Annotated in this window: 24 protein-coding genes; 7 read left to right on the top strand and 17 right to left on the bottom strand. The window is 68.8% G+C overall.

Features of this window, described 5'->3' with window-relative positions; translation table 11 throughout:
* Position 1: 1 nt before the first annotated feature.
* Both fabB and fabA read right to left on the bottom strand, forming a co-directional pair.
* Complete coding sequence (fabB, locus tag BLS34_RS11270) at positions 2-1,225, bottom strand: beta-ketoacyl-ACP synthase I (RefSeq protein ID WP_028796258.1); 1,224 nt, start codon at positions 1,223-1,225, stop codon at positions 2-4.
* Positions 1,226-1,236: 11 nt separating this feature from the next.
* Positions 1,237-1,764 (bottom strand): bifunctional 3-hydroxydecanoyl-ACP dehydratase/trans-2-decenoyl-ACP isomerase, encoded by a 528-nt coding sequence (gene fabA / locus BLS34_RS11265; protein WP_028796257.1) that lies wholly within the window; start codon positions 1,762-1,764, stop codon positions 1,237-1,239.
* Positions 1,765-1,992: 228 nt separating this feature from the next.
* Here fabA and irrA point away from each other — a divergent pair, with 228 nt between their 5' ends.
* Positions 1,993-2,421 (top strand): iron response transcriptional regulator IrrA, encoded by a 429-nt coding sequence (gene irrA / locus BLS34_RS11260; protein WP_028796256.1) that lies wholly within the window; start codon positions 1,993-1,995, stop codon positions 2,419-2,421.
* Between the two features lie 36 nt (positions 2,422-2,457).
* Positions 2,458-2,880, top strand: coding sequence for a rubrerythrin family protein (locus BLS34_RS11255; RefSeq protein WP_028796255.1), 423 nt, complete (start codon positions 2,458-2,460; stop codon positions 2,878-2,880).
* Positions 2,881-2,950: 70 nt separating this feature from the next.
* Here the strand turns inward: BLS34_RS11255 and mutL are convergent, their stop codons facing one another.
* The 9 genes from mutL to BLS34_RS11210 all read right to left on the bottom strand — a co-directional run bounded on the left by mutL (position 2,951) and on the right by BLS34_RS11210 (position 14,582).
* On the bottom strand, positions 2,951-4,819 hold the full coding sequence (gene mutL, locus BLS34_RS11250) for a DNA mismatch repair endonuclease MutL (protein ID WP_093150524.1): 1,869 nt from the start codon (positions 4,817-4,819) through the stop codon (positions 2,951-2,953).
* A 47-nt stretch (positions 4,820-4,866) separates the two neighbouring features.
* The gene (locus BLS34_RS11245; RefSeq protein WP_093150322.1) at positions 4,867-6,174 is read right to left on the bottom strand and encodes a glucose-6-phosphate isomerase; all 1,308 of its coding nucleotides are present in this window, start codon (positions 6,172-6,174) and stop codon (positions 4,867-4,869) included.
* A 64-nt stretch (positions 6,175-6,238) separates the two neighbouring features.
* Entirely contained in the window at positions 6,239-7,579 is a 1,341-nt protein-coding gene (locus BLS34_RS11240; protein WP_093150320.1) for a M16 family metallopeptidase, read from the bottom strand.
* Between the two features lie 5 nt (positions 7,580-7,584).
* Positions 7,585-8,937 carry a M16 family metallopeptidase gene (locus BLS34_RS11235; RefSeq protein WP_093150318.1) on the bottom strand — a complete coding sequence of 451 codons (1,353 nt, stop codon included), beginning with the start codon at positions 8,935-8,937 and terminating at the stop codon, positions 7,585-7,587.
* Positions 8,938-9,148: 211 nt separating this feature from the next.
* Positions 9,149-9,781 carry a DUF3035 domain-containing protein gene (locus tag BLS34_RS11230; protein ID WP_175474191.1) on the bottom strand — a complete coding sequence of 211 codons (633 nt, stop codon included), beginning with the start codon at positions 9,779-9,781 and terminating at the stop codon, positions 9,149-9,151.
* Positions 9,765-10,271, bottom strand: a complete 507-nt coding sequence (gene lspA, locus BLS34_RS11225; protein WP_175474190.1) for a signal peptidase II — start codon at positions 10,269-10,271, stop codon at positions 9,765-9,767. Before lspA ends, BLS34_RS11230 begins: the two co-directional genes overlap by 17 nt.
* Before the next feature lie 10 nt (positions 10,272-10,281).
* Positions 10,282-13,104 (bottom strand): isoleucine--tRNA ligase, encoded by a 2,823-nt coding sequence (gene ileS, locus BLS34_RS11220; RefSeq protein WP_093150312.1) that lies wholly within the window; start codon positions 13,102-13,104, stop codon positions 10,282-10,284.
* Positions 13,105-13,147: 43 nt separating this feature from the next.
* A complete protein-coding gene (locus BLS34_RS11215) occupies positions 13,148-14,089 on the bottom strand; it encodes a bifunctional riboflavin kinase/FAD synthetase (protein ID WP_051245197.1) in 942 nt (313 codons plus the stop codon).
* A gap of 19 nt (positions 14,090-14,108) precedes the next feature.
* A complete protein-coding gene (locus BLS34_RS11210; RefSeq protein WP_093150523.1) occupies positions 14,109-14,582 on the bottom strand; it encodes a MaoC family dehydratase in 474 nt (157 codons plus the stop codon).
* Positions 14,583-14,721: 139 nt separating this feature from the next.
* On the opposite strand from BLS34_RS11210, the gene BLS34_RS11205 reads away from it, so the two are divergent.
* Complete coding sequence (locus BLS34_RS11205; protein ID WP_175474189.1) at positions 14,722-15,480, top strand: biotin--[acetyl-CoA-carboxylase] ligase; 759 nt, start codon at positions 14,722-14,724, stop codon at positions 15,478-15,480.
* A gap of 65 nt (positions 15,481-15,545) precedes the next feature.
* Positions 15,546-16,346, top strand: coding sequence for a 2-keto-4-pentenoate hydratase (locus BLS34_RS11200; RefSeq protein WP_028796245.1), 801 nt, complete (start codon positions 15,546-15,548; stop codon positions 16,344-16,346).
* A 231-nt stretch (positions 16,347-16,577) separates the two neighbouring features.
* Here BLS34_RS11200 and BLS34_RS11195 read toward each other — a convergent pair whose 3' ends face one another.
* From BLS34_RS11195 to BLS34_RS11180, 4 genes are all read right to left on the bottom strand, one after another.
* On the bottom strand, positions 16,578-17,987 hold the full coding sequence (locus tag BLS34_RS11195; RefSeq protein WP_093150308.1) for an amidase: 1,410 nt from the start codon (positions 17,985-17,987) through the stop codon (positions 16,578-16,580).
* 69 nt (positions 17,988-18,056) lie between these two features.
* The gene (gene pobA, locus BLS34_RS11190; RefSeq protein ID WP_093150306.1) at positions 18,057-19,250 is read right to left on the bottom strand and encodes a 4-hydroxybenzoate 3-monooxygenase; all 1,194 of its coding nucleotides are present in this window, start codon (positions 19,248-19,250) and stop codon (positions 18,057-18,059) included.
* Positions 19,251-19,288: 38 nt separating this feature from the next.
* Positions 19,289-19,873 carry a cysteine hydrolase family protein gene (locus BLS34_RS11185; RefSeq protein WP_093150304.1) on the bottom strand — a complete coding sequence of 195 codons (585 nt, stop codon included), beginning with the start codon at positions 19,871-19,873 and terminating at the stop codon, positions 19,289-19,291.
* A gap of 69 nt (positions 19,874-19,942) precedes the next feature.
* Entirely contained in the window at positions 19,943-20,692 is a 750-nt protein-coding gene (locus BLS34_RS11180; protein ID WP_175474188.1) for an IclR family transcriptional regulator, read from the bottom strand.
* 161 nt (positions 20,693-20,853) lie between these two features.
* On the opposite strand from BLS34_RS11180, the gene BLS34_RS11175 reads away from it, so the two are divergent.
* Positions 20,854-21,738, top strand: a complete 885-nt coding sequence (locus tag BLS34_RS11175; protein WP_093150301.1) for a dihydrodipicolinate synthase family protein — start codon at positions 20,854-20,856, stop codon at positions 21,736-21,738.
* Between the two features lie 317 nt (positions 21,739-22,055).
* Here BLS34_RS11175 and BLS34_RS11170 read toward each other — a convergent pair whose 3' ends face one another.
* On the bottom strand, positions 22,056-22,715 hold the full coding sequence (locus BLS34_RS11170; RefSeq protein ID WP_093150520.1) for a peroxiredoxin: 660 nt from the start codon (positions 22,713-22,715) through the stop codon (positions 22,056-22,058).
* Positions 22,716-23,020: 305 nt separating this feature from the next.
* Between BLS34_RS11170 and BLS34_RS11165 the strand changes: the two genes are divergently transcribed.
* Positions 23,021-24,037 (top strand): Ldh family oxidoreductase, encoded by a 1,017-nt coding sequence (locus tag BLS34_RS11165; RefSeq protein ID WP_093150299.1) that lies wholly within the window; start codon positions 23,021-23,023, stop codon positions 24,035-24,037.
* A 62-nt stretch (positions 24,038-24,099) separates the two neighbouring features.
* Complete coding sequence (locus BLS34_RS11160) at positions 24,100-24,933, top strand: mechanosensitive ion channel family protein (RefSeq protein ID WP_028796237.1); 834 nt, start codon at positions 24,100-24,102, stop codon at positions 24,931-24,933.
* Positions 24,934-25,065: 132 nt separating this feature from the next.
* Here BLS34_RS11160 and BLS34_RS11155 read toward each other — a convergent pair whose 3' ends face one another.
* Positions 25,066-26,022, bottom strand: a complete 957-nt coding sequence (locus BLS34_RS11155) for a S1C family serine protease (protein ID WP_093150296.1) — start codon at positions 26,020-26,022, stop codon at positions 25,066-25,068.
* Between the last annotated feature and the right edge of the window lies 1 nt (position 26,023).

Raw genomic sequence — 26,023 nt, 5'->3', positions numbered from 1 at the left:
CTCAGACGTCCGCCCGTCGGAAGGCGAGGACGGCGTTGGTTCCGCCGAAACCGAAACTGTTCGACAGCGCGACGTTGACTTCCTGGTCCAGCATCGGCGCCCGCACGATCGGCATGGACTCCGCCTCCGGTTCCATCGAGTCGATGTTGATCGAGGGCGCGATGAAGCCGCCGTTCATCATCAGCAGCGTGTAGATCGCCTCGTGCACGCCGGTCGCGCCCTGGCTGTGACCGGTCATCGACTTGGTCGAACTGATGTAGGGGATCTTGTTCTGACCGCGGAACACCTCGGAGATCGAGCTCAGCTCGACCATGTCGCCGACCGGCGTCGAGGTGCCGTGGGTGTTGATGTAGTCGACCGGATCGTGGACGTCGGTCAGCGCCAGCTGCATGGCCCGCAGCCCGCCCTCGCCCGACGGCGCGACCATGTCGGCGCCGTCCGACGTGGCGCCGTAGCCGACCACTTCGCCGTAGATCTTGGCGCCGCGCGCCTTGGCGTGCTCGAGCTCCTCGAGCACCACCACGCCCCCGCCCCCGGCGATGACGAAGCCGTCGCGGCTGACGTCGTAGGGGCGCGAGGCCTTCTCCGGCGTCTCGTTGTACTTGGAGGACAGCGCCCCCATGGCGTCGAACAGCACGGACAGGGTCCAGTGCAGCTCTTCGCCGCCGCCGGCGAAGACGATGTCCTGCTTGCCGTACTGGATCAGCTCGGTGCCGTTGCCGATGCAGTGGGAGCTGGTCGAACAGGCCGAGCTGATCGAATAGCTCAGGCCCTTGATCTTGTAGATGGTCGACAGGTTGGCCGAGTTGGTCGACGACATCACCCGCGGCACCATGTACGGGCCGACCCGCTTCGGGCTTTTCTCCCGCGCGGTGTCGAAGGCCTGCATCATGTTCCGGGTCGACGGACCGCCGGAGCCCATGACCAGCCCGGTGCGCGGATTGGAGATGTCCGAGGTCTCAAGACCGCTGTCGGCGATCGCCTCTTCCATGGCGAGATAGTTATACCCCGCCCCGTCGCCCATGAAGCGCAGCAGCTTGCGGTCGATCCGGTCCTCGAGATTGAGCTTCAGCGAGCCGTGCACATGGCTGCGGAACCCCATCTCCTTGTACTCGGGAGCAAAGGTGATGCCCGAGCGGCCGATCTTGAGTGATTCGGTCACCTCGGCCTTGTCGTTGCCAATCGGGGAAACGACACCGACACCGGTGACGACGACGCGTCGCATTTTATTCTCCGTCAGGCCAGGGCCGCCGCCGGATTGGCGAACAGGCCCACTCGAATGTCCTTGGCTTCGAACACCCGTTCACCGTCACAGTCCACCCATCCATCGGCGATGCCGAGGAACAGCTTGCGGCTGATAACCCGTTTCAGGTCGAGATGATAGCGGACCTTTTTCGCGGTCGGCAGAATCTGGCCGCTGAACTTGACCTCGCCGACCGACAGGGCGCGCCCGGAGCCCGGACCGCCGAGCCAGCCGAGCGTGAAGCCCAGCAGCTGCCACAGCGCGTCCATGCCCAGGCAGCCCGGCATGACCGGGTCGCCCTCGAAATGGCAGGCGAAGAACCAGAGATCCGGCTTGATATCGAACTCGGCCTCGACCTCACCCTTGCCGTTGGCACCGCCGGTCTCGGCGATATGGGTGATGCGGTCGAACATGAGCATCGGCGGCAGCGGCAGCTGCGCGTTACCGGGACCGAACAGGCGCCCGTGGGCGCATTCGAGCAGATCCTTGTAGGAGAAGCTGCTCCGCTTCTTGAAATCCAATGCCGGCCTCGCCGTCCGTGGGTCCGTCAATCCACCGGGAATACGCTCCCCGCATTCCCGGCGCTCTGAGCCACGACCTCCCGTCGGGCTCAATCGGACCAAGCAAACCACATCGCACCCGAGCTTGCAAAGGGCATGGATTGCCAATTGTCAGCCTTCATGATAATCGTTTTGTTTCAACGCTTTTGGAAGCCCTATCGGTCGGTTCCGCGAGCGAGAACACACAGGATGCGCGTTATGACGTCACGACCGTTCGCCGCTGCCGTGGACACATTGCGCGGAGCCGGACTGCGTCCGACGCGCCAGCGCCTTTCCCTCGCCCGTCTGCTTTTCGACGGCGCCGACCGGCACGTGACGGCGGAGCAGCTGCACTCCCAGGCGGAGCGCGACGGCGTGCGGGTCTCCTTGGCGACGGTCTACAACACCCTGCATCAGTTCACCGATGCCGGCCTGTTGCGCGAGGTCGTGGTCGAGGCGGGCCGGTCCTATTTCGACACGAACACCCAGGGTCACCACCATTTCTTCGAGGCGGAGACCGGGCGTCTGATCGACATTCCGGCCGACCAGGTCTCCATCGGCAGCCTGCCCTCGGCCCCTCCCGGCGCGGAGATCGAGCGGGTCGACCTGATCGTGCGCGTCAGGAAAGCCGCCGGCTGACGTCTCTTCCGGCCCGCCTCCGACCGGAGCATGCCCATGACCGACCTCAAGGGGTCCAAGACCGAGGCGAACCTGAAGAAGGCTTTCGCCAGCGAGGCCCAGGCGAATCGGCGCTATCTCTATTTCGCGCTGACGGCGGATATCGAGGGCTATAACGACATCGCCGCCGTGTTCCGCTCCACCGCCGAGGGCGAGACCGGCCATGCCCACGGTCATCTGGAGTTCCTTGAGGAGGTCGGCGACCCGATGACCGGCGCGCCGATCGGCGATACCGGCGCGAACCTGAAGGCGGCGATCCTCGGCGAGACCCACGACGCCACCGAGATGTATCCGGAGATGGCCCGCATGGCACGCGCCGAAGGCTTCGAGGAGATCGCCGACTGGTTCGAGACCCTCGCCAAGGCGGAAACCAGCCACGCGGGACGCTTCAAGAAGGCGCTGGACTCGATGGAGGGGTGACCCTTCGACCTCCCTGAGCCGTCATCCCGAAACGACTCAGGATGACGGGCTTTAATTTACCGCCGGCAAATTACCGCCGCCCGAACAGCCGTTCGATGTCGCTGAGCTTCAGCTCCACATAGGTCGGGCGGCCGTGGTTGCACTGGCCGGAATGCGGGGTCGCCTCCATCTGGCGCAGCAGGGCGTTCATCTCGTCGGCATTGAGCCGCCGGCCCGAGCGCACGGAGCCGTGGCAGGCCATGGTGCCGCAGACATCGGCCAGCCGGTCCTCCAGGGACAGGGCCGCATCGGCCTCCGCCAGATCCTCGGCCAGGTCGCGGACCAGCCCGGCGGCGTCGGTCTGGCCGAGCAGAGCCGGCACCTCGCGCACCACCACCGCGCCCGGCCCGAACCCCTCCAGCACCAGGCCCAGCGCCTCAAGCTCCGGCGCGCGGGAGACCAGCCGGTCGACGGCCGCTTCCTCCAGCTCGACCACCTCGGGCAGCAGCAAGGCCTGACGCGCCACGCCACCGGCCGCCAGCGCCTCCTTCATCCGCTCGTAGACCAGCCGCTCATGGGCGGCGTGCTGGTCGACGATAACGAGACCGTCCCCCGTCTGGGCGATGATGTAGTTGGCGTGCACCTGCGCCTTGGCGGCCCCCAGCGGGTGGTTGGGGTCGTGCTCCACCGGCATCGGGGCGCCGGTCTCGACCCGGGCCGCCGGGGCGCTGTCGAAGGCGAAGCCGCCGCCCGATCCTCCCCTGTCCGGTGCCTGCCAGGCGGCCTGGGCCTCGGCGAGACCCTGGGAGGGATGCGACGGATGATAGGTGGCCCAGGACGCGCTCGCCCCGGAATGCGGGCGCGGGTAGCTGCCCTGATAGGGTCCCTCTTGCGGCCGGAACGCGCCCAGGGTGGCGGTGCCGACGGTGGTCGAGGCCCGGTGCCCGGCCTCGGCCAGGGCGTGCTTCAGCGCACCGACGATCAGGCCGCGCACCAGTCCGGCATCGCGGAACCGCACCTCGGTCTTGGCCGGATGGACGTTCACGTCCACCTCCTCGGCCGGCAGCTCCAGGAACAGCGCCACCATCGGATGGCGGTCGGCGGAGATGAAATCCATATAGGCGCCGCGCACCGCCCCGAGCAGCAGCTTGTCGCGCACCGGGCGGCCGTTCACGAACAGGAACTGCTGGGCGCTGGTCCGCTTGTGCAGGGTCGGCAGGCCGGCATGGCCGGTCAGCCGGTAGCCGGCGCGCTCGGCATTGACCGGCAGCGCGTTGTCCTCGAACTCGCGGCCCAGGATGGCGCCCAGTCGGGCGAGCCGAGCCCGGTACGGGTCGTCGCCGGTGGCGAGATCCGGCGCGGCGGCCAGGTCGAGCAGGGTGCGGCTGCCGTCGCCCAGCGAGAAGGCGACCTCCGGATGCGCCATGGCGAGGCGCTGGATGATCTCCACCGCATGGCCCTGCTCGGTGCGCGGGGCCTTCAGGAACTTCAGACGGGCCGGGGTGGCGAAGAACAGGTCGCGCACCTCCACCCGCGTGCCGGCGGTCAGCGCCGCCGGTTCCGGCGGGCTGAGGCGACCGCCTTCCACGCGGATCCGCCAGGCGGTGTCGCCGCCGCGAGCCCGCGAGGTGATCGACAGCCGGCTGACCGCGCCGATCGACGGCAGCGCCTCGCCCCGGAAGCCGAGGGTCGAGATATGCGTCAGGTCGTCGTCCGGCAGCTTGGAGGTGGCATGGCGCTCCACCGCCAGGGACAGGCCGTCGGCCTCCATGCCGCAGCCGTCGTCGGACACCTGGATCAGGCTGCGCCCGCCCTCGCGCAGCACGATGTCGATGCGACGGGCGCCGGCGTCCAGCGCGTTCTCCACCAGTTCCTTCAGGGCGCTGGCCGGCCGCTCCACCACCTCGCCGGCGGCGATCTGGTTGACCAGCGTCTCCGGCAGACGCCGCAGCGTCGGCATCGGGGACGCGGCAGAGGTCTCTGCAGCGTTGCCGGCCCCTTCGGGCATCAGGTCGCCTCGCGCAGGAACTGCCGGGCGAGCACCTTGCTCTCCTCGACCGCCGGCTGGTCGAAGGCGTCGATGCCGAGCATCTGGGCGGCGGCGATGGTCTCCAGAATGAACTGCATCATCAGCCCGCCCATCACCTCCTCGTTCAGGGTGTTGAAGCGGATCACCCGGGTCGGACAGCCGTTCCTGATCAGGGTGTCGATGGTCGCCCGCTGCTCCGCCGCCATCAGATCGCCCATGGTGCGGCCGACCAGATAGTCCAGGGACTCCGCGGCGCTGCCGGCCACTTCGGCGCGCACCTGTCCGCCGCGACCGCGCGGATCGCTGCAGATCACGGTGAACAGCTTGTCGCGCGGCCCGGCCAGGTAGAGCTGCATCTGGCTGTGCTGGTCGACGACGCCGAGCGCGTTGACCGGGGTGGTGCCGTGACCCTCCTTGCCCAGGCTCTCGGCCCAGAGCTGGCGGAACCAGAAGGACAACCGGTCGAGCCGGTCCACATAGGGCAGCAGGACGGTCTGGCTGATCCCGTGGTCGCGGGCCAGCGCCACGTTAATCGCGGCCCCGGCGATGGCGGGATCGTCCAACGGGTTCTCCGCCGACAGGGCGGCGTCCAGCATGGCGGCAGCCCCCCGGCGCACGCCTTCCACGTCGACCCCGGCGATGGCCGCCGGCAGCAGGCCGGTGACGGAGAGCGCGGAGAACCGGCCGCCCACCTTGGGATCGTGCTCCAGGCAGAACAGCCCGTGTTCCGAGGCGATGCGGCGCAGCGGGTTGTCGGTCGCCTCGGCGATACAGGTGATGTGGGTGCCCAGATTCTCCTTACCCAGCCGTTCGGTCAGCCGGTCGATGACGATCAGCAGCTGGGTCAGGGTCTCCGCCGTGCCGCCGGACTTTGAGATCGCCAGAAAGCCGGTGCGGCCCATGTCCAGCCGCGCCAGCCGCGAATCGAAGCCGATCGGGTCGATGTTGTCGAGGAAGTGCACCCGCGGTCCGGTCACCCCGCCGCCGTCGACCAGGGCGCAGAGGGTCGCCCCGCCCAGGGACGATCCGCCGATGCCGAGCACCACCACGTCGTCATAGAGCGAGCGGTAGCGATCGACGATCGGCTTCCAGGCGACGATGTCGTCGCGCCGGCGCGGCAGGGTGAGCACCGGCAGGCTGCCGTCGTCGAGGCGCGCGCGGATGAACGCCAGCGCCGTCCTGCCGGCCTCGCCCATGGCCTCGAACGTGTCGCGCGGCAGCCCGGCGGCGGCCTTATGCGCGAAGCAGGCGTCTATGTCGTTGGCGATCGGCAGGTCATGTAGCATCCGGCTCTCCTCTCCCCTTAAGGTAGTCGATCGCCGCCCCTGCCGTCATCCGTGCTCCGGTACGTCAGCCGCCGGACGCGGGCGCGGACGCCGACCCGGCGGGCTCGATCCCCTCGGGTTGACCGGCAACGACCACGGTCAATTCCTTCGCGCGATAGAGTTTCGCTGCCACCCGGCGGGCGTCGGCCAGAGTGATGCCGCCATAGATCTCCTCCAGCCGGTCGAGATAGTCGATCGGCCGGTCATTCTCCTGCAGCGACACCAGAATGGAGGCGATGCCGTCCGAATCGGTCAGGCTGAGCGGGAAGGAGCCGAGCAGATAGGTGCGGGCGTCGTCCAGTTCCTCCTGGGTCGGCCCCGTCTCGGCCATGCGTTCCCATTCCTGCCGGACCAGCGCGACCGCCTCGGCCACCCGGGCGTTCTGCGAGGCGAGGCCGCCCATGATCATCGGCGAATGGTCCAGCGGCAGCAGGTAGGCCCACACGCCGTAGACCAGGCCGCGCTTCTCCCGGATCTCCTCCATCAGCCGCGAGCCGAAACCGCCAGCCATCACCCGGTTGAGCAGGTTGGCGGTGTACCAGTCCGGGTCCTCGTGCTCGATGCCGGCCTGGCCGAACACGACCACGGACTGGGGGATCTTCAGGTCGACCACGATGGTCTCGCCGGTGTGCACCGGCACCGTGTCCTCGATCGCCGGCGCCTTGGAGGCTTCCGGCAGGCCGCCGAACACCGTGTCGAGCAGCTTGCCCAGCTCCTCGGCATTGATGTCGCCGACCGCACCGACCACCAGATCTTCGCGCGCCAGCACGGCATCGGTGAACGCCCGCAGGTCTTCGGCCGTCACCGCCGCCACGCTCTCCAGGGTGCCGTCGCCGGACCGGCCATAGGGATGGTCGGGGAAGCTTGTGGCCCACCAGGTACGGCCGGCGATCGTGCGCGGGCTCTGCAGGTCGCGGCGCAGGGAGGCGACCACCTGGGCGCGGATCCGCTCCACCGGCTCCGGGTCGAATCGCGGCTCGGTGAGGGCGAGGCGGAGCAGATCGACCGCCTTCTGGCGGGTTTCGGTCAGGGTAACCATGCGGCCCGAGAACCGGTCCGAGCGGCTGTCGAAACGGATGGTGATCGAGTTGTCCGCCAGGGCCTTCTGGAAGGCCTGGGAATCCAGATCGCCCGCCCCTTCGTCCAGCAGGCCGGAGACCAGGCGGGCCCGGCCCTCCTTGCCCTTCGGGTCGGCGGATTCGCCGCCGCGGAAGGAGAAGTTCAGGGACAGGATCGGGTTGCGGTGGTCCTCCACCAGCCAGGCCTTGATGCCGCCCGGGCTGGTGACCGGCTGGATCTCCAGGGCCAGGGCGCCGCCGGGAGCTAGGACGAGGACGCAGGCGACAAGTCGAAGAAGGCTTTTCATGGCGCTCAGCTCCGGGGCTCGGGGCGCAGAATGCTGGTGACGGAGTGCGGGTCGACGATGACCGCGCGCAGGGCCGTCACGACGGCGTCGGGGGTCACGGCCCCGATCCGCTCGGGCCACTCCTCCACATCGGCGATGGTGCCGCCGGAGGCGAGCTCCGCCCCGAACAGCCGGGCGGGGGCGAGGGAATCGTCGCGGGCGAAGACCGCACTGCGCTTCATGCGCGTGACCGCCGACTCGACCTCCTCGGCGGTGACGCCGTCGCGCAGCATGCGGGCGATCTCCGCCTCCATCGCTTCTTCGAGCTCTTCCACGCTCACGTCGGCGCGGGGGCTGGCATAGACGGCGAAGGTCTGCGGTCCGAGCCCGGAGGGTCCGTATCCGGCGCCGGCATAGACCGCCTTGGCCTGCTCGACCACCAGGGCGCGGTACAGCCGGCTGGTGGACCCGCCACCGAGGATCTCGGCCGCCACCTCCAGGGCCGGCGCCAGGTCGGTGTCGCCCCAGACCTGGCCGGGGGCGATCCAGCGGCGCGACCAGGTCGGCTGATCGACGCGGGGATGGGCGCCCTCGATCCGCCGCGCGGCGAGCTGCGCCGGCTCGCCGCCGCGCAGGGCGACCCGATCGGGGACCTCGCGGGCGGGGATCTGGCCGTAGGTCAGCTCCGCCAGCCGGCGCACCTCGTCCGGGGTCACGTCGCCGGCGACCACCAGCACGGCGTTGTTCGGCGCGTACCAGGTCCGGTAGAACGCCTCGGCATCCTCCTGGGTCAGGGCGGCGACCTCGTCCTCCCAGCCGATGATCGGGATGCGGTAGGGATAGGCCAGATAGGTGGCGGCCATGACCTGTTCGCCGTGCAGCGAGGACGGGTCGTTGTCGATGCGCGACCGGCGTTCCTCGCGGACCACCTCGAGCTCCGGCGCGATCTGGTCGGCCGGCAGCTTCAGATTGGCCATCCGGTCGGATTCCAGCTCCATCATCCGGCCGAGATGCTGCTTGGCGACGTTCTGGTAGTAGCCGGTGTAGTCGTAGGAGGTGAAGGCGTTCTCCTGGCCGCCGATGCGTTTGATGATCGCCGAGAACTCGCCCGGGGCCACCGTATCGGTGCCCTTGAACATCAGGTGCTCCAGGAAATGGGCGATGCCCGACTTGCCCTTGGGCTCGTCGGCGGCGCCAACCTTGTAGAACACCATGTGGCTGACCACCGGGGCGCGGTCGTTCTCGACCACCACCACCTGAAGCCCGTTCGCCAGGGTGAAGGTGGTCGGGTCGAACACCGCCGCGCGCGCCGGCACGGCCAGGGCGACAAGCAGGGTCAGGAGGCCGAGAAGACGACGGGTCGCTAAGGGAAATCGCATTGCCGAATTTCTCCGTCCGGACAGCAGGCACGCGTCAGACATGGCGGCCCACGATCCATTCGTCAAACCGCCCTGACGGAAACCGGAGATCCCGCACCCTCTGGTCGGGTGGGGGATGCCGGAAACCGGGCGATACGACGCGGGGAATATGGCGGTTTCGCGACCGGCACGGCCTTTTTTCCGGGTCCGTGCCGGTCGAAGCGAGATCGGATCAGAAGATCCGCTGCAGCAGGCCTTCGCGGTTCCGCGTGATCGTCGGCAGCTCGCCCTCGTTCGGCTTGCGCCCCAGGGCTGCGTTCTCCTGCAGACGCTGCTGCTCCTTGCTGGCGTCCAGCAGCACGCCCCGCTCCGGGTCGTCCTTCCAGAACAGCAGATGATCGATCGGATAGCGGGTCTCGTAGACGTAGTCCGCCGTCTCCTTGTCCACGGTCTCGCGGATCCCGGGCTCGGCCTGGTCGACGCCGAGCTGCTGGCGGAACTTCGCCTCGCCGATCGAGTTCACAACGACCGGAGCCGCCGGAACGGCGTTCGGGTTGGCGGTCGTGGCGCGCGCCGCCCGGCCGAGAATCCGCTCGGCGGCGGCATCGGTGGTCGAGCGCTCCTGCGGACGCGGCGTGCCGGGGCGCGGCGGGCGCAGGTCGTAGTTCGGCGGCAGCGCCAGCGGAGCGCGGGCCACCACCTGGAACTCGTCCGGCGGATCCTTGGTCTGGCCCAGCGCGTCGCGCAGCTGGCCGCAGCCGCCCAGGCCGACGGCCATGATGACCGCCAGCACGGCGGCCGGGACGATGCGGGCAGCGCGCCCCACGGTGCGCGCCCGGTCGGCGGTCTCACCCATCGTTTTCATGTCCTCCCTCGGTCTCCCCTTTGCGGGTGCCGATGCCGAAGGCATCGAGCAGCAAGAGGCCGACGCCTAAGGTAATCGCAGAATCAGCAATGTTGAAGGCCGGCCAGTGCCAACCGCCATAGTGCACGTCGATGAAGTCGACGACGGCGCCATATAGCACGCGATCGATCACGTTGCCGACTGCCCCGCCGATCACGGCGCCGAGGCCGAAGATCAGCGGCCAGCTCGTGGCCCGCATCAGCCAGGCGCCCATGAAGAGGCAGACCAGCAGGGCGAAGCCGCTGAGCAGCCAGGGCCCCCACGGACTGTCGTTGGCCAGCAGGCCGAAGCTGACGCCACGGTTCCAGACTGGTACGAAATCGAGAAACGGCAGGATCGGCACGCGGCGCGGCGGATCGAACAGGGCCGACAGCGCCCACAGCTTGGTGGCCTGGTCGGCGATGACGACCAGGACGCCGAGCCCCAGACCACGGGTGAGCGCAGACCTCATCCCGCGATGCTCACTCGGCCGCGTCGACCAGGCCGGAGACCGCATCCTCGCAGCGATCGCAGATCGGATCGCCGACCGCCACCTCGGGCAGGACGCGCCAGCAGCGCTCGCATTTGTCGCCCGCAGCCGGGGTCGGATCGCAGGCGACGCCGGCGACGTCCGACAGGCGATAGGCCGCGTCCGGTCCCGTGCCTTCGCTCAGGGTGGCGCCGGAGGTGATGAAGATCTCCGCCGCGTCCAGGCCCTCGAACGCCGCCTTCTCGGCCGCCGACATATAGACGGTCGGGGCCGCCTGCAGCGAGGAGCCGATACGCTTCTCCGCCCGCTCCAGCTCCAGCGCGCCGGTGACCACGCGGCGCACCGCGCGGATCTTCGCCCATTTCTCCGCCAGCGCCTCGTCGCACCACTCGGCCGGGATGGTCGGATAGGCCTGCAGGTGCACGGAGTCGAATTCGCCGGTGTTGCGCGCCCGCCAGGCTTCCTCGGCGGTGAAGCAGCAGATCGGCGCCAGCCAGGTGGTCAGGCACTCGAACAGGGTATTCATCACCGTGCGCACGGCCCGACGCCGGTCGCTCTGCGGCGCGTCGCAGTACAGCGAGTCCTTGCGGATGTCGAAATAGAAGGCCGACAGGTCGCTGGCGCAGAACTGGTGCAGCGTCAGGAACATGGTGTGGTAGTCGAAATCGTGGGTGCATTGGCGCACCACCGCGTCGATCTCCGAGATCCGGTGCAGGACCCAGCGCTCCAGCTCGGGCATGCGCTCGGCCGGCAGCGCCTCCGACGCGGAGTAGCCGTCCAGCGCGCCCAGCACGTAGCGCAGGGTGTTGCGCAGCCGCCGGTAATGGTCGACCGCGTGCTTCAGGATGCCCGGCCCGACACGCAGATCCTCGGTGAAGTCGGAGCTGACCACCCAGATCCGCAGGATGTCGGCGCCGCTCTGCTCGATCACCTCCAGCGGGTCGACGCCGTTGCCCAGGGACTTCGACATCTTGCGGCCGTCTTCGGCGTTGATGAAGCCGTGGGTCAGCACCGCCTCGTAGGGCGCCCGGCCGCGGGTGCCGCAGCCGACCAGCAGGGAGGAGTGGAACCAGCCGCGATGCTGGTCGGAGCCTTCCAGATAGAGCTGGGCCGGCCAGGGCAGATCGGCCCATGCCTCGTCCTCGGATTCCAGCACGAAGGCATGGGTCGAGCCGCTGTCGAACCAGACATCGGCGATGTCGGAGACCTGCTCGTAATCCTTCGGGTCGTGATCGGGGCCCAGAAAGCGCGACGGGTCGCTGGAGAACCAGGCGTCCGCCCCTTCCTTCTCGAACGCCTCGGCCACCCGGTCGATCACCGCCTGGTCGCGCAGCGGCTCGCCGGTCTCCTTGGACGTAAAGACCGGGATCGGCACGCCCCAGGCGCGCTGGCGGCTGATGCACCAGTCCGGCCGGGTCTCGATCATCCCGCGCAGCCGGTTCTGGCCGGCGGCGGGCACGAAGCGGGTCTCGTCGATCGCCTTCAGCGCCTTGTCCCGCAGCCCGGTGGTCTCCATGGAGATGAACCACTGGGAGGTGTTGCGGAAGATGAGCGGCGCCTTAGAGCGCCAGGAATGGGGATAGGAGTGCTTGACCTTGCCGCGCGCGACGAGGCCGCCATGGTCGCGGATAATGGCCGCGATCTTCATGTTGTCCTCGAGCACGTGCATGCCGGCGAAGATCGGCACATGGTCGTAGAACACGCCGTCGTCCCCGACGGTCTGCGGCACCTCCAGATCGTTCGCCTTGCCCAGCACGAAGTCGTCGGCGCCATGGCCCGGCGCGATGTGCACGAAGCCGGTGCCGGCGTCGTCGGTGGCGAAATCGGCCGCCAGCGCCGGCACGTCGTAGTCGTAGCCCTGGCCGCGCAGCGGATGGGCGCAGACCGTACCGGCGATGTCGGCGCCCTTGAGGCTCGCCACTTCCTTCAGCGCGGTAACCTTGGTCTGCGCCTTGAAGTCGTCCAGCAGGGTGCGGGCGACCACCAGCTTCTCGCCGACCACGGCCAGGCTGTTCTCGGCCACCTCGGTCGGTTCGACCACCACGTAGTCGATGTCATCGCCATAGGCGACGGCGCGGTTGCCCGGCATGGTCCAGGGGGTGGTCGTCCAGATGACGATCGCCGCGCCGTCCAGCGCCGGGTTGCCCGGCTTGATCACCGGGAAGCGCACATGGATCGTGGTCGAGGTGTGGTCGTGGTACTCGATCTCGGCATCGGCCAGCGCGGTCTTCTCCACCACCGACCACATGACCGGCCGCGCCCCCTTGTACAGGCTGCCGTCCATCAGGAACTTGCCGATCTCGCGGGCGATCTGCGCCTCGGCCTTGAAGGTCATCGTGGTGTAGTAGTGGTCCCAGTCGCCGGTCACGCCCAGGCGCTTGAACTCCTCGCGCTGGGTGTCGATCCACTGGTCGGCGAACTCGCGGCACTGGCGGCGGAACTCGACCACCGGCACGGCGTCCTTGTCCTTGCCCTTGGACCGGTAGTCCTCCTCGATCTTCCACTCGATCGGCAGGCCGTGGCAGTCCCAGCCCGGAACATAATGGGTGCGCTTGCCGGCCATGTGCTGGGTGCGGTTGACCAGATCCTTCAGGATCTTGTTCAGCGCGTGGCCCATATGCAGGTGGCCGTTCGCATAGGGCGGGCCGTCATGCAGGATGAACGGCTCCGCGCCCTTGCGGACCTCGCGGATGCGCCGGTCGAGATCGATCTCCTTCCACCAGGCGAGAATCTCCGGCTCGCGCTTCGGCAGGCCGGCGCGCATGGGAAAATCCGTCTTCGGCAGGAACACCGTGCTCTTGTAGTCCGTCGTCATCTCGAACGTCCGTGTCGTTGGGGAGCCGGGACCACAGGGATGATCAATGCCCCAGAAGCTCCCGCGCCTGAGCCGCATCGGCACCGATCTGCGCCGTCAGCTCGTCCAGGCCGCCAAACTTCCGCTCCGGCCGGATAAAGTCAACCAATCTCACACGGAGATCGCGGCCGTAGAGGTCGATTTCCCGGTCGAACAGGTGGACCTCCAGCAGCACACCCCGGTCGTTGACCGTCGGCCGGAGGCCGAGATTGGCCACGCCGGGCATCCAGGTGCCCGATCCCTCGCCGCCGGTCAGCATGGCGCGCACCGCATAGACGCCGAGCCGCGGGCAGAGCAGGTCACCCAGGCGCAGGTTGGCGGTGGGGAAGCCGATGGTGCGGCCGCGCCTGTCGCCCTCCTCGACGGTGGCGGTGATCTCCCAGGGTGCGCCGAGCAGCGAGGCGGCCCCGCGCGGATCGCCCTCCATCAGGCACTGGCGGATGCGCGACGAGGAATAGACCGCGCCGTCGCTCTCGTGCACGGCGGCGACCTTGGTGGCGGCGAAGCCCTTCTGGGACGCCCGCTCCACCAGCATGTCCGGGGTGCCGCGCCGGCGGTGGCCGAAATTGAAGTCGTAGCCGATCACCACATGGCGCAGGCCGAGCCGGCCGAGCAGCACGTCGTCGATGAACGCCTCGGCGCTGAGCTGGGCGAATTCCTGGTTGAACGGCAGCTCGAACAGGGTGTCGACGCCGAGATCCTCCAGCCGGGTCGCCCGGCCCTTGGACGTACTCAGCCGGAACGGGTCCAGGTTGGCCTGGAAGAACTGGCGCGGGTGCGGCTCGAAGGTCACCACCGACAGCGGCGCGTGCAGGTCGCCGGCGATCCGGGCCGCCTCGCCGATAACCGCCCGATGCCCAAGATGCACGCCGTCGAAATTGCCGATGGCCGCCACCGAGCCCCGATGGCGGGGCTCCACGGCCTCTAGCGAACGCAGGATTTCCACAGGACTGCCTTTCCGCCGGTCAGGCCGCCTGGCTCGCCGCGCGCGACGGCACCAGGATGGTGGCGTCGCCGTCGATCACGACGGTGCGCCCGACCCGGCAGCGCGAGCGGAAAGCGACCCGCTTCTTCTCGGGGTTGATGTCCACGACCTCCACGGTGGTCGTCACCGTATCGCCGATCCGCACCGGCGCCAGGAACCGCAGGGTCTGGGAGATATAGACCGAGCCCTTGCCCGGCATCTGGGTCCCGAAGACCTTGGAGATGAACGCCGCCCCCAGCATGCCGTGGGCGATGCGGCCCTTGAACATGGTGGTCTTGGCATACTCCTCGTCGAGATGCAGCGGGTTGTGGTCGCCGGAGACCTCGGCGAACTGCTCGATCATGTCCTCGGTCACCACACGGTCGTAGTCGGACGTCATGCCGACCGTGAGGTCCTCGAGGAAGTACTGGCCAACTTCCTTTTGGCCGACATCCCCGCCATTCGCATCGCTCATGCCGTCCCTCTCCCGGGTTCTTCCACCGCTTATGCTGCAGCGCGAAATTTTCCGCGCGGACTATACAGGCGGGGCCGGGCCGCCTCAAGCGAGGGCGATCCGGCTTGATCGGACCACCGGTCCGTGCGATCCGGCCTCCATGAGCGCCCCGATCATCGATCTCGACACCGTCGACAGCACCAACCTGGAAGCCCGGCGACGGATCGCCGACGGACGCCTCACCGAGGGTACCATCGTCACCGCGCGCGAGCAGACCGGCGGACGGGCGCGGCGCGGGCGGAGCTGGACCAGCCCGCCCGGCAACCTGTACTGGAGCCGCATCGCCTTTCCCACGCCCGACTGGCCGCCGGTATGGGGGCTGTCCATGGTCTGCGGACTGGCCGTGCTCGACCTCGCCCGCGCCGCCCTGCCGGCCGATGTACCGGTCGCGCTGAAATGGCCGAACGACGTGCTGGTGGACGGCGGCAAGCTGGCCGGCATCCTGCTGGAGAGCGGCGAGCGGGACGGCCGGCCTTGGGTGATCTGCGGCATCGGGGTGAACCTGGTCTCCTCCCCGCCCACCGGCCAGCTCTACGCCGCCGCCGACCTCGCCGCCAAGGGTGCGACGGATATCGACCGGGACCGGGCGGTGCACGATCTGGCACGGCATTTCGAGCGCCGGCTTGCGGCCTATCTGGCCGGCGGCCTGCCGGCGATCCGGTCGTCGGTCATGGAACATCTGGCCGGGATCGGCGGTCCCATCGTTGCCCGCATCACCGACGATCCGGCCGACGACGTCGCCGGCACCCTGCGCGGCCTCGACGCGCAGTGCCGGGCCGAGATCCTCACCGCCGACGGCTCGCTGCGGGCGATCTCCGCCGGCGATCTTTTCTTCGGCGCGGCGGTTCCCAGGTCATAGGCCGGGGTGACATACCCCGTGCTCCGTCGTACGTAAGCGGAACAACAACCCAAGGGAGTGCCGAGATGCCGATGCCCGAAGACATGGTGAAAGCCGCCGCCGCCACGCTCCAGGACCACCGGGCCCGCAAGGCAACCCTGGACGCCCTGCCCGACGGCCAGAAGCCGGAGGAGCTCGAGGACGGCTACGCCATCCAGGCCGAAGTGATCGAGATGCGGGCCGCCGACGGTGCCGTGTCCATCGGCTACAAGATCGGCGCCACCAATGCCGGCGCGCGCGAGCTGCTGGGTCTGCCGGACATGTTCTGGGGCGTGCTGCTCTCCACCATGACCACCGAGAGCCCGGCCGCCTTCCCGAGCAAGGACATGTATATCCGGGTGATCGAACCGGAGATCGCCCTGCGCTTCGGCAAGCCGCTGGACGGGCTGAAGCGGACCGTCACCGAGGAGGACGTGATCGACGCGGTGGACGCGGTGCTGCCGGCGATCGAGATCGTCGACACCCCGTTCGGCGCCGGCTGGACCAAGGCGGGCGGCGCCTCGCTGATCGCAGATGACGGCGCCCACGGCTTCTGGATCATGGGCGCGCCGGTCGACGGGGCGACGGACATGAACCTGCTCGACCTCGCCGTCACGCTCACCGCCGACGGCCAGACCGTGCGCGAGGGCAAGGGCGGCAATGTCGAGAACGGCCCCTACGCGGTGACCGCCTGGCTGGTGAACGAGCTCGCCAAGCACGGCAAGTCGATCGCGGCCGGTGAATACGTGACCACGGGCTCGACCACCCCGCCGTACCCGGCCCAGCCGAACGAGAAGATCGTGGCGGATTACGGCCCGCTGGGCACGGTGACGGTGGATTTCACCTGATCCGAGGGGGCGCTTCCCTCTTCCGTTACTCCGCGGACCTGTTCCGGGGAGTGCGAGGGGGAGTGGTGGAGCGGACGCCGAGCCCCACACTTTCCCTTCGCGTCTTCCCGGGCTTGACCCGGGATCCAGGCCTCAGCGTGTTGGACCGCCCAAGGCTTTCGCCCGACGCTCCAGCACGCCGTCACCCTCGGCCCCGGCGCGCGGCCTTGGAGACGGAACAGAAGCGGGGTTTCAGCTTCCCGCGCGCGGGTCGATCGGGATGCCCGACTTGATCCCCGCCGCAGTCTCGTACAGCGCCGCGGCACTCAGCAGGTCGGCCTCGCCGCGCGGCCTGCCGGCGATCTGCAGGCCGACCGGCAGCCCGTCGGCGGTGAAGCCCGCCGGCACCGACAGCGCCGGACAGCTCGCACAGGTGAAGGCATAGGCCACCGTGCACCACTCGATATAGTTCGAGAAGGTGTGGCCGTTGCATGCCTCCACATAGCGGTGCTCGACCGGATAGGGCGGCACGATGGTCGCCGGCGACAGCACCAGGTCGTAGGTCCGATAGAACTGCTCCACCCGGTGGTACAGCCGGCCGCGGGCGAGTTCCGCCTGGGCGATCTCGTCCATCGTGAGCTCCAGACCCTTCTCGATGTTCCAGATCACCTCGGGCTTGAGCAGATCGCGGTGCTTCTCCAGCAGCGCCTTCTTGCCGGCGGCGAACTGCATGGCACGCAGGGTCTGGAACACGAGCTGGACGTCGGTGAAGTCGGGGCTCGCCTCCTCGACGATGCAGCCCATGTCCTCGAACACCTTGGCCGCCTTCTCGACGATGGCGGCGACCTCCTTGTCCACCGGCGTGATGCCGCCGAGATCGGTGCTCAGCGCCACCCGTTTGGGCATCCGCTTGGCCTTGACCGCGTCGGTGAAGGATTCCGCCGGCCGGGCCAGCGACATCGGATCCACCGGGTGTTCGCCGGCCATGGCGTCCAGCATCAGGGCCACATCCGGTACGTTGCGCGCCATCGGTCCGTCCACCGACATGGAGCCGAAGGGCAGATCGGAGGGGCCGTGGGCGACCCGGCCGGGGGTCGGGCGGAAGCCGACGATGCCGCAGAAGCTGGCCGGGTTGCGCAGGCTGCCGCCGAGATCCGAGCCCGAGGCCAACCATGCCGTGCCCGAGGCCAGGGCCGCGGCCGAGCCGCCGGACGACCCGGCCACGCTGCGCGACGTGTTCCAGGGGTTCACCGTACGGCCGAACACCTCGTTGAAGGTGTTCGCCCCGGCGCCGAATTCCGGGGTGTTGGCCTTGGCGTAGACCACCCCGCCCTCGGCCTCCAGCATCTGCACCAGGATGTCGGAGCTGTCGGGCACGTTGTCCTTGTAGATCGGCGAGCCGTAGGTGGTGAGCACGCCCTGCGTCGCGGTCAGATCCTTGATCGCCACCGGCAGCCCGGCCAGCACGCTGTCCTTCGACGCGGCCGAGGCGCGGTCGCGGGCCCGGTCGAAGCACAGGGTCGGCAGGGCGTTGATCGTGCCGTCGACCGCCTCGATGCGCTGCTCCAGCGCGTCCAGAAGGTCGCCGGTGGTGACCTCGCCGTTCTTCAGCAGGGAGACGATCTCGGTGGCGGTCTTCGGGATCAGGTCGGCGACGGACATGGCAGAGGCTCCGGTTCGGTGGGCCGCTATCGGACATCGCCCGTCCCGGAATGGCAACCGCCGGAATCGTCAGGCGGCGGTCCTGGGATCGACGAAGGGCAGGCCGACATAGTTCTCCGCCAGGGTCTTCTGCGCGCTTTCCGACTCCATCAGGTATTCGAGCTCCGCCCGGTGCACCCGGCGCTCGAATTCCGGCTCGTTGTCGAACCGGTGGAGCTGGGTGGAGAACCACCAGGAGAAGCGCTGCACCTTCCACACCCGCGCCAGGCAGGCCGCGCTGTAACCGTCGATCCCGGCGGTCGAGCCGCCCTTGAACAGGTCGATCAGCGCCCAGGACAGGATGCGCACATCGGCCGCGGCGAGGTTCAGACCCTTGGCGCCGGTCGGCGGCACGATATGCGCGGCGTCGCCGGCCAGGAACAGCCGGCCGTGGCGCATCGGCTCGGCGACGAAGCTGCGCAGGGGCGCCACGCTCTTCTCGATCGACGGGCCGGTCCGCATCGCCTGCCCGGCCGCCTCGCCGAACCGGGTCTTCAGGGCCTCCCAGAGCCGCTCGTCCGGCCAGTCGGCCACGTCGGTCTCCAGCGGACACTGGATGTAATACCGGCTGCGGGTCTCGCTGCGCATGGAGGCCAGCGCGAAGCCCACCGGGTGGGTTGCGTAGATCAGCTCGTGGCTGACCGGCGGTACGTCGGCCAGGATGCCGAGCCAGCCGAAGGGATAGACCCGCTCGTAGGTCCGCAGCACGCCCTCGGGGATGCTCTTGCGCGACACCCCGTGGAAGCCGTCGCAGCCGGCGATGGCCGCGCACTCGACGGTGTGGGTGACGCCGTCCTTCTCGTAAGTGACCCTCGGCCGGTCGGTATCGATATCGTGCAGAGCGACGTTCGCCGCCTCGAAGACGAGCGGCGCGTCCTGGGCGAGGCGGGCGGCGATCAGGTCCTTGGTCACCTCGGTCTGGCCGTAGACCGTGACGGTCTTGCCGCCGGTCAGGTGTTCCAGGTCGATGCGGTGGCGGGCGCCGTCGATGCAGATGTCGAATCCGGTATGGACCAGACCCTCGGCCTTCAGCCGGCTGCCGACGCCGGCCTCCACCAGCAGATCCACCGTCCCCTGCTCCAGCACGCCGGCGCGGATCCGCCCCTCCACATGGTCGCGCGACTGCCGCTCCAGGATGACGGTCTCGATCCCCGCCAGATGCAGCAGCTGTCCGAGCAGCAGCCCCGCCGGCCCGCCGCCGATGATCGCAACCTGTGTCCGCATGGCGACCGTCTCCCGGTGTTCGTTCGTAGGCGAATGGTCTAGAGCGCGGCCAGGATCGCGTCCACCGACTTGATCTCCGCCAGCACGCTCATCGCCGCCAGGGCCGCATCGTGCTGCGCCTCCGTTGCGGTCGAGCAGGCGTCGGACGCCACGGTCACCTCATATCCGATATCGGCCGCGTGGCGCACCGTGCCCTCCACCGTATAGGCCGTCGACACGCCGCAGCAGATCAGGTGCCGGGCCCCGAGCTTGAACAGCACCTGGGCGAGCGTCGAATCCTGGAACCCGCTGTTGCGGGTATGGGTGACAACATGCTCGCCCGCCATCGGACCGAGACCGTCGACGAACTCCGTGCCCCAGGTCCCCTCCTTCCACGCACCCAATTCCAGCCATTCGCGGATCAGCGCCGTGTTCACGATGACGTCGCGATACTCCGGATCGACGGCGAGCCGCACATGGACGATGGGCACGCCCGCCGCGCGGGCTCCCGCGAACAGACGCTTGGCGCTGTCAAGCCGCTGCCAGCGCCAGTCGGCATCGGCGGCGATGCCGACCTTCACCTTCCCGTCCGGATGGCAGTTTTCGTTCTGGTAATGGTTCGCGACGATGACGGTGCCGGGCATGGGGCTGCTCCAGTTTTTCCCTGCGAGACCGCTCAGCATATCAGCCCGGGGCCCGACCGTCCTTGGGCCTCACCGCTCCAGATTGAGCCCGATCTTCGCCGCCGTGGCCATCACCATCTCCGCCAGCACCGGCAGCCTTGCGTCGGGGAAGCGGGCGGCCGGGCCGGTCACGCTGATCGCACCGACCACCTGGCCGTGTCGGCGGATCGGCGCACCGACACAGCGCACGCCCGGATTGCGCTCCTCGTCGTCGACCGCGTAGCCGCGCGCCCGGCAGACCGTCAGATCGCGCCTCAGCCGGACCCGGTCGGTGATCGTGTTCGGCCCGAAGCGGGGCAGCGCCCCGTCGCTCGGCAGATCGTCCAGCAACCGGTCGGCATCGGCGTCGCTCAGGGTGGACAGGATCGCCTTGCCGGTCCCGGTGCAGTGCGGCGGCTCGCGCTCGATGCGGACGATCTCGTTGCTCGCCGCCTCCATCTCCCGACGCTCGATCGACACCACGTTGCGGCCGTCGAACACGCAGATATGGACGGCCTCGCCGCTCTGGTTGGCCAGGGTCTCCGCCGGGGCGCGGGCATGCCTCATCAGGTCGATATCGGCGAGCACCACGCCGCCCAGGGCGAGCAGCCGGAAGCCGAGCCGGTAGGCGTCGCGCCGTCCGTCCTGAACCAGGAAGCCGATCTCGCGCAGGGCGGCGAGCTGGCGATGCACGCTGGTCTTCGGCAGGCCGGTGCGCGCGGCGATCTCCGCCAGGGTCAGCCGGCGGTCCTCCCGGGTGAAGCAGTCGAGCACGGCGGAGGTCTTGCGCAGGGACTTCATCGGGCAAACGCCATCGGGAGCTGTTCCGGATATCGGAATTGATGGAACGCCATCGTTCTCCGCCGCGCAAGATGCGCCGAGTATTCCGGACATCGTTTCCGGTACCGGCCGCCCTATTCCGCAATGAAGAACGCGCCGGACCCCGTTCAGGAGGAGATCCCATGGCCGAGCTCGCCGGCGTCATTCCGCCATCCACCACCCCCTTCGACGCCGCCGGCGCCATCGATTTCGGCGCCGCGGCTAAGCAGATCGACTGGCTGATCAAGCAGGGCGCGGCCGGCGTCGCGGTCGGCGGCTCCACCGGCGAGGGCCACACCCTCGATGCCGAGGAGACCCGCGACCTGCTCGCCGCCGCCACCGAGGCGGCCGCCGGACGCGTACCCGTGGTCGCCGGGATCATCTGCGACAGCACGCGGGAGGCGGTGCGCCGGGGCAGGCTGGTGGCCGACCTGAACCCCGCCGCCCTGCAGGTGACGCCGGTGCACTACCTGTTCCGGCCCTCCGACGACGACATGGTGGAGCATTTCCGCACCATGGCCGGCGAGACCGGACAGAAGATCATCATCTACAACGTGGTGCCCTGGACCTATCTCTCACCGGCCCTGCTGCTGCGGATCTTCGACGAAGTGCCGCAGGTGATCGGGGTCAAGCAGTCGGCCGGCGACCTGAAGCTGTTCGCCGACCTGATGATGGACGTGAAGCCGGGCAAGTCGATCTTCAGCGCGGTGGATGCGCTGATGTACCCGTCCTATGCCATGGGCGCCCACGGCTCGATCGCCGCGATCCTGGCCGCGGCACCTGGCGCGTCAGTGAAGCTCTGGGACCTGGTGAAGGCGGGCGACCATGCGGCGGCGCTGGACCTGCACTGGAAGCTGCTGCGCACCTGGAACGCGCTGCTGCCACACGACAACCTGCCGGCGGCGACGAAATACGCCCAGGCGCTCCAGGGCGTGCCCTCGGGCCTGCCCCGCCAGCCGATGGCGCCGGCGAGCGCCGAGCAGAAGAAAGCGATCGAGGCGGCGCTGAAGGGGCTGGGGGCGATCTGAGGGAAGGGCGTTTTCCCTTTCCTTCTATCACTCCCCGGATTTATTCCGGGGCCCACCCATCGACCGCACGGGCGTTCGAGATGACGCGGTAATGCGCGAACAAGCGGACCTGTGGGCCCCGGAATAAATCCGGGGAGTGAAGCGTGGGTGGAGAGCTCGAGAAATCTCACCCGACCGTACCCTCCCCGTGTTCCCGTCCCGGACCAGATCCGGGACGGGAACACGTCTATAAGAAAAAGGGCCGGCGCGTCGTCCGCACCGGCCCTGTTCGTTCTTTCATGGCCTCGGATCGTCTCCGGGGCGAAGTGAGCGTCAGCTCACTTCGGCTGCGGGACGTAGCGCAGGTAGGGCTTCTCGGCGCGCCAGCCGCCCGGGAACTTCGCCTTGGCATCCTCGTCCTTCAGCGCCGGCACGATGATGACCTCGTCGCCATGCTTCCAGTTGACCGGCGTCGCCACCTGATGCTTGGCGGTGAGCTGCATGGAGTCGATCACCCGCAGCACCTCGTCGAAGTTCCGGCCGGTGCTCATCGGGTAGACCAGGATCAGCTTCACCTGCTTGTCCGGGCCGATGACAAAGACGTTGCGGACCGTCGCGTTGTCGACCGCGGTGCGGCCCTCGGAGGTCTCGCCCGCCCCCTCCGGCAGCATGCCGTAGAGCTTGGAGACGTTGAGGTCGGTGTCGCCGATCATCGGATAGTTCGGCTTCGCGCCCTGGGTCTCCTCGATATCCATCGCCCACTTGGCGTGGTTGTCGACGTTGTCGACGCTGAGGCCGATGATCTTGACGCCGCGCTTGTCGAATTCCGGCTTCATCCGGGCCATGTAGCCGAGCTCGGTGGTGCAGACCGGGGTGAAGTCCTTCGGGTGCGAGAACAGCACGCACCAGCTGTCGCCGATCCAGTCGTGGAAGGAGATCTCACCCTCGGTGGTGTTCGCGGTGAAATTCGGGGCGGTCTGGCCGATCTTGAGAGTCATATGGGTCACTCCATCGTTTTCAGCATCACGGCACCGGTCGATCCGGGCGTGTCTCGTCAAAGCGATCGTCGTCGCCGAGGCGTCGCTGCCGGTGCTTGCCGACCGGTCGGCGTCCTCCTCCAGGCATGTCCCGCCCCCCAAACCGGACGGAACGCGCGCGGACGGTACCCTCAGAGGCCCCGCCCGAGTCTTGCTTAATTGGCCCTGACGTATCACGGCTAGGTGATAAATGTTAGCTTCGTTTCAAGCCGGTTTCAGGGCGTTTCCGCCGTGTTTCCCCGATGTCCGAACAGGAGAGTAACCCCGTGGCGACCTTCGCTCCCGCCGATCTGCGCGCCCTCATGGCCGACGTCTTCATCAAGTCCAATGTGGCGCCCGATATCGCCGGCGTGGTCGCCGATGCCCTGCTGCGCGCCGAGGCCGACGGGATCTCCAGCCACGGCGTCGCCCGGGTCCCGCCCTATGCCGAACAGGCGATGAACGGCAAGGTCGACGGCCATGCCCGGCCGACCGTGACCCGCAGCGCCCAGGCGGTGCTCGACGTCGACAGCCATATCGGCTTCGCCTTCCCGGCGATCCGCGCGGGCCTGGACGCCGCAGCCGAGTTCGTCGGCGAGACCGGTATCGCCGCCGTCTCGATCAAGCACAGCCACCATTTCGGCGTCGCCGGCCACCACGTTGAGGACGCGGCCGACCGCGGCCTGGTGGCGCTCGCCTTCTCCAACACCCCGGCGGCGATCGCCCCCTGGGGTGGGAAGACCGCGCTCTACGGCACCAACCCGATCGCCTTCGCCGCGCCGCGCACCGACGGCCGGCCGCCGCTGGTGATCGACCTGTCGGTGTCCACCGTCGCCCGCGGCAAGGTGGTGCTGGCGGCGAAGAAGGGCGAGGCGATCCCCGACGACTGGGCGCTGGATGCCGAGGGTGCCATCACCACCGACGCCGAGGCCGCCCTGGTCGGCTCCATGGCGCCGCTGGGCGGACGCAGCGCCGGTGCGAAGGGTGCCGCGCTCGGCCTGATGATCGAGCTGCTCTGCGGCGCGCTGACCGGCTCCAATTTCGGTTATCAGGGCTCCTCCTTCTTCGAGCCGACCGGCGCGCCGCCGTCGATCGGCCACCTGATCCTGCTGATGGACCCCGAGGCCTTCGGCGGGGGTACCGGTTTCGCGGCGCGCTCGGAGGAGATGTTCGCCGAGATCCTGAAGCAGCAGGGCACCCGCCTGCCCGGCGACAGCCGCCTGGCGAAACGGGCGGCGGCGCCCGACGGCATCACCATCCCGGACGCCCTCGCGGATGACTTGAAGGCGCGGGCCGACGTATAACGGGCTGATCTTCAGGTGGGACTGAACTCGGGACCGGCAGTCACGAGTGTTAGGAGCGATGCGTGAACGTAGACCTGATTGAACTTCGCGACCAGGTGACGGAGATCCTGACCACCTATGGCCTGGAGGTGCTCGGCGCCATCGCCATCCTGGTGGTCGGCTGGATCCTGGCGGGCTGGGCGCGGGCCGGAACCCGCCGGGCGCTGAACCGGGTCCGTTGGATGGACGACACCGTGCGGCCGATCTTCGCCGCCGTGGTCGGCTATCTGGTCCTGGCGATCACCCTGATCGCGGTGCTGAACCAGTTCGGGGTGCAGACCGCCTCGATCATCGCCGTCCTCGGCGCCGCCGGCCTGGCGGTCGGCCTGGCGCTGCAGGGTACCCTGTCGAACGTCGCGGCCGGCGTGATGCTGCTGTTCCTGCGGCCGTTCAAGGTCGGCGACTACGTCGACGCCGGCGGCGCCAGCGGCACGGTGAAGGAGGTCGGGCTGTTCAACACCGAGCTCGCCACCCCGGACAACGTCTACATCGTGGTGCCGAACTCGGCGATCTTCAGCCAGGACATCTCCAACTATTCGCGTTACGCCACCCGCCGCCTGGATATCCCGGTGGGCGTGGCCTACGACGTCGACCTGACCAAGGCGATGGCGGTGCTGACCGCCACCCTGGAGGCCGACGGCCGCGCCCTGGCCGATCCGGCCCCGCAGGTCATGGTGATGGAGCTCGGAGACAGCGCGATCACGTTGAATCTGCGCTTCTGGGTGAACGCCGCCGACCTGTGGCCGTGCAAATGGGCGATGAACAAGGCGGTCAAGGAAGCGCTCGACGCGGCCGGCATCGAGATCCCGTTCCCGCAGCGCGTCCTGCACATGAAGACGGACACGCCGCCCGCCTGAGCCGCGTCCTCCGTCAGGCCACCGAGATCGGGTCGCGCAGCAGCGCGATCCGATAGGGTCCGATGGGGCGGAAGACTCCCACCCGCGACCATAACTTCACCGTCACGGGAGACCAGCCTTCCGTCCGACCCCTCAATAGCTGCGTTCGAGCTTCAGCCAGCCGCGGCGGTCGCGAGAGGTGACCACCACGTCGCGCACCCCGGAGCCGCCCAGCACCTTGAGCGGCACCGCCACCCCGGCCGACCCGAGCGCGCGCACCTTGCGCCAGAGCTGCTCCATGTCGGCCACCGGCTCCTCGCCGACGCCGAGGATCACGTCCCCCGGCCCGATGCCGGCGGTCTGCGCCGGGCCGCCGGGGGCCACCCGACCGACCACCAGACCGCCGTCGACCTCATTGGGATACAGCCCGATCCAGGGCTGGGCCGGGCTCGTGGCATGGCCGAAAGCCAGCAGATCTCCGAGGATCGGCGGCAGCAGGTCGATCGGCACGTAGAGATTGCCCGGCAGCTTGCCGATGACATCGCGCAGCATCAGCGACCCGATCCCGACCAGGCGTCCGTCCTTCGCGAACAGGGCCGCCCCGCCGAAATTCGGGATCGGCGGCGATGTGTAAAGGGCGGTGTCCAGCAGGTACTCCCAGCCTCCGGCGAATGAGCGCAGGTCGATCAGCACCGTGGGACGGGCGCCGCCCGGCCCGGCGGCGAGCAGCGTGTCGCCCACGGTAAGGTCGGCGAAGCTCCCGAGCCTGGCCGGCGTCGCCTCCAGGGGGCCCAGCGCCCGGACCAGACCGAAGCCGGTCTCGTGGTCGTATCCGACGGTCTCCGCCGGTACCCGATTCGCCGCCGCGTCGGTCACCCAGACCGCATCGGATTCCATCATCAGGTACCCGATCGTGAGAATCAGGCCACCGCTGTCGATGAGGACGCCGCCGCCGATCCGTTCGGTGCCCAGCGAGTCGGCGGTCCGCGCATCGGCCGGGACAGTGGTTCGGATTTCCACGACGGCATTCAAGGGGTTGCCGTCGGCCCGCGGGGATCCGGCGGGCACGGTCAACGCGACTAGAACGATCAGGAAGGCGAGTCTGCGCATG

The organism is Thalassobaculum litoreum DSM 18839 (assembly GCF_900102465.1).
Taxonomy (GTDB): domain Bacteria; phylum Pseudomonadota; class Alphaproteobacteria; order Thalassobaculales; family Thalassobaculaceae; genus Thalassobaculum; species Thalassobaculum litoreum.
Note: the sequence above shows the minus strand (reverse complement) of the source record. Positions and strands in the feature narration are given on the sequence as shown.

Coding starts and splice junctions, on each gene's coding strand:
- BLS34_RS11205 (WP_175474189.1), top strand. CDS start 14,722: ATGAGCGCCCCGATCATCGATCTCGACACCGTCGACAGCACCAACCTG.
- BLS34_RS11235 (WP_093150318.1), bottom strand. CDS start 8,937: ATGCGATTTCCCTTAGCGACCCGTCGTCTTCTCGGCCTCCTGACCCTG.
- lspA (WP_175474190.1), bottom strand. CDS start 10,271: ATGAGGTCTGCGCTCACCCGTGGTCTGGGGCTCGGCGTCCTGGTCGTC.
- BLS34_RS11195 (WP_093150308.1), bottom strand. CDS start 17,987: ATGTCCGTCGCCGACCTGATCCCGAAGACCGCCACCGAGATCGTCTCC.
- BLS34_RS11255 (WP_028796255.1), top strand. CDS start 2,458: ATGACCGACCTCAAGGGGTCCAAGACCGAGGCGAACCTGAAGAAGGCT.
- irrA (WP_028796256.1), top strand. CDS start 1,993: ATGCGCGTTATGACGTCACGACCGTTCGCCGCTGCCGTGGACACATTG.
- BLS34_RS11230 (WP_175474191.1), bottom strand. CDS start 9,781: ATGAAAACGATGGGTGAGACCGCCGACCGGGCGCGCACCGTGGGGCGC.
- BLS34_RS11245 (WP_093150322.1), bottom strand. CDS start 6,174: ATGCTACATGACCTGCCGATCGCCAACGACATAGACGCCTGCTTCGCG.
- BLS34_RS11240 (WP_093150320.1), bottom strand. CDS start 7,579: ATGAAAAGCCTTCTTCGACTTGTCGCCTGCGTCCTCGTCCTAGCTCCC.
- BLS34_RS11200 (WP_028796245.1), top strand. CDS start 15,546: ATGCCGATGCCCGAAGACATGGTGAAAGCCGCCGCCGCCACGCTCCAG.
- BLS34_RS11175 (WP_093150301.1), top strand. CDS start 20,854: ATGGCCGAGCTCGCCGGCGTCATTCCGCCATCCACCACCCCCTTCGAC.
- fabB (WP_028796258.1), bottom strand. CDS start 1,225: ATGCGACGCGTCGTCGTCACCGGTGTCGGTGTCGTTTCCCCGATTGGC.
- ileS (WP_093150312.1), bottom strand. CDS start 13,104: ATGACGACGGACTACAAGAGCACGGTGTTCCTGCCGAAGACGGATTTT.
- BLS34_RS11170 (WP_093150520.1), bottom strand. CDS start 22,715: ATGACTCTCAAGATCGGCCAGACCGCCCCGAATTTCACCGCGAACACC.
- mutL (WP_093150524.1), bottom strand. CDS start 4,819: ATGCCGACGCTGCGGCGTCTGCCGGAGACGCTGGTCAACCAGATCGCC.
- BLS34_RS11210 (WP_093150523.1), bottom strand. CDS start 14,582: ATGAGCGATGCGAATGGCGGGGATGTCGGCCAAAAGGAAGTTGGCCAG.
- BLS34_RS11155 (WP_093150296.1), bottom strand. CDS start 26,022: ATGCGCAGACTCGCCTTCCTGATCGTTCTAGTCGCGTTGACCGTGCCC.
- BLS34_RS11185 (WP_093150304.1), bottom strand. CDS start 19,873: ATGCCCGGCACCGTCATCGTCGCGAACCATTACCAGAACGAAAACTGC.
- BLS34_RS11180 (WP_175474188.1), bottom strand. CDS start 20,692: ATGAAGTCCCTGCGCAAGACCTCCGCCGTGCTCGACTGCTTCACCCGG.
- pobA (WP_093150306.1), bottom strand. CDS start 19,250: ATGCGGACACAGGTTGCGATCATCGGCGGCGGGCCGGCGGGGCTGCTG.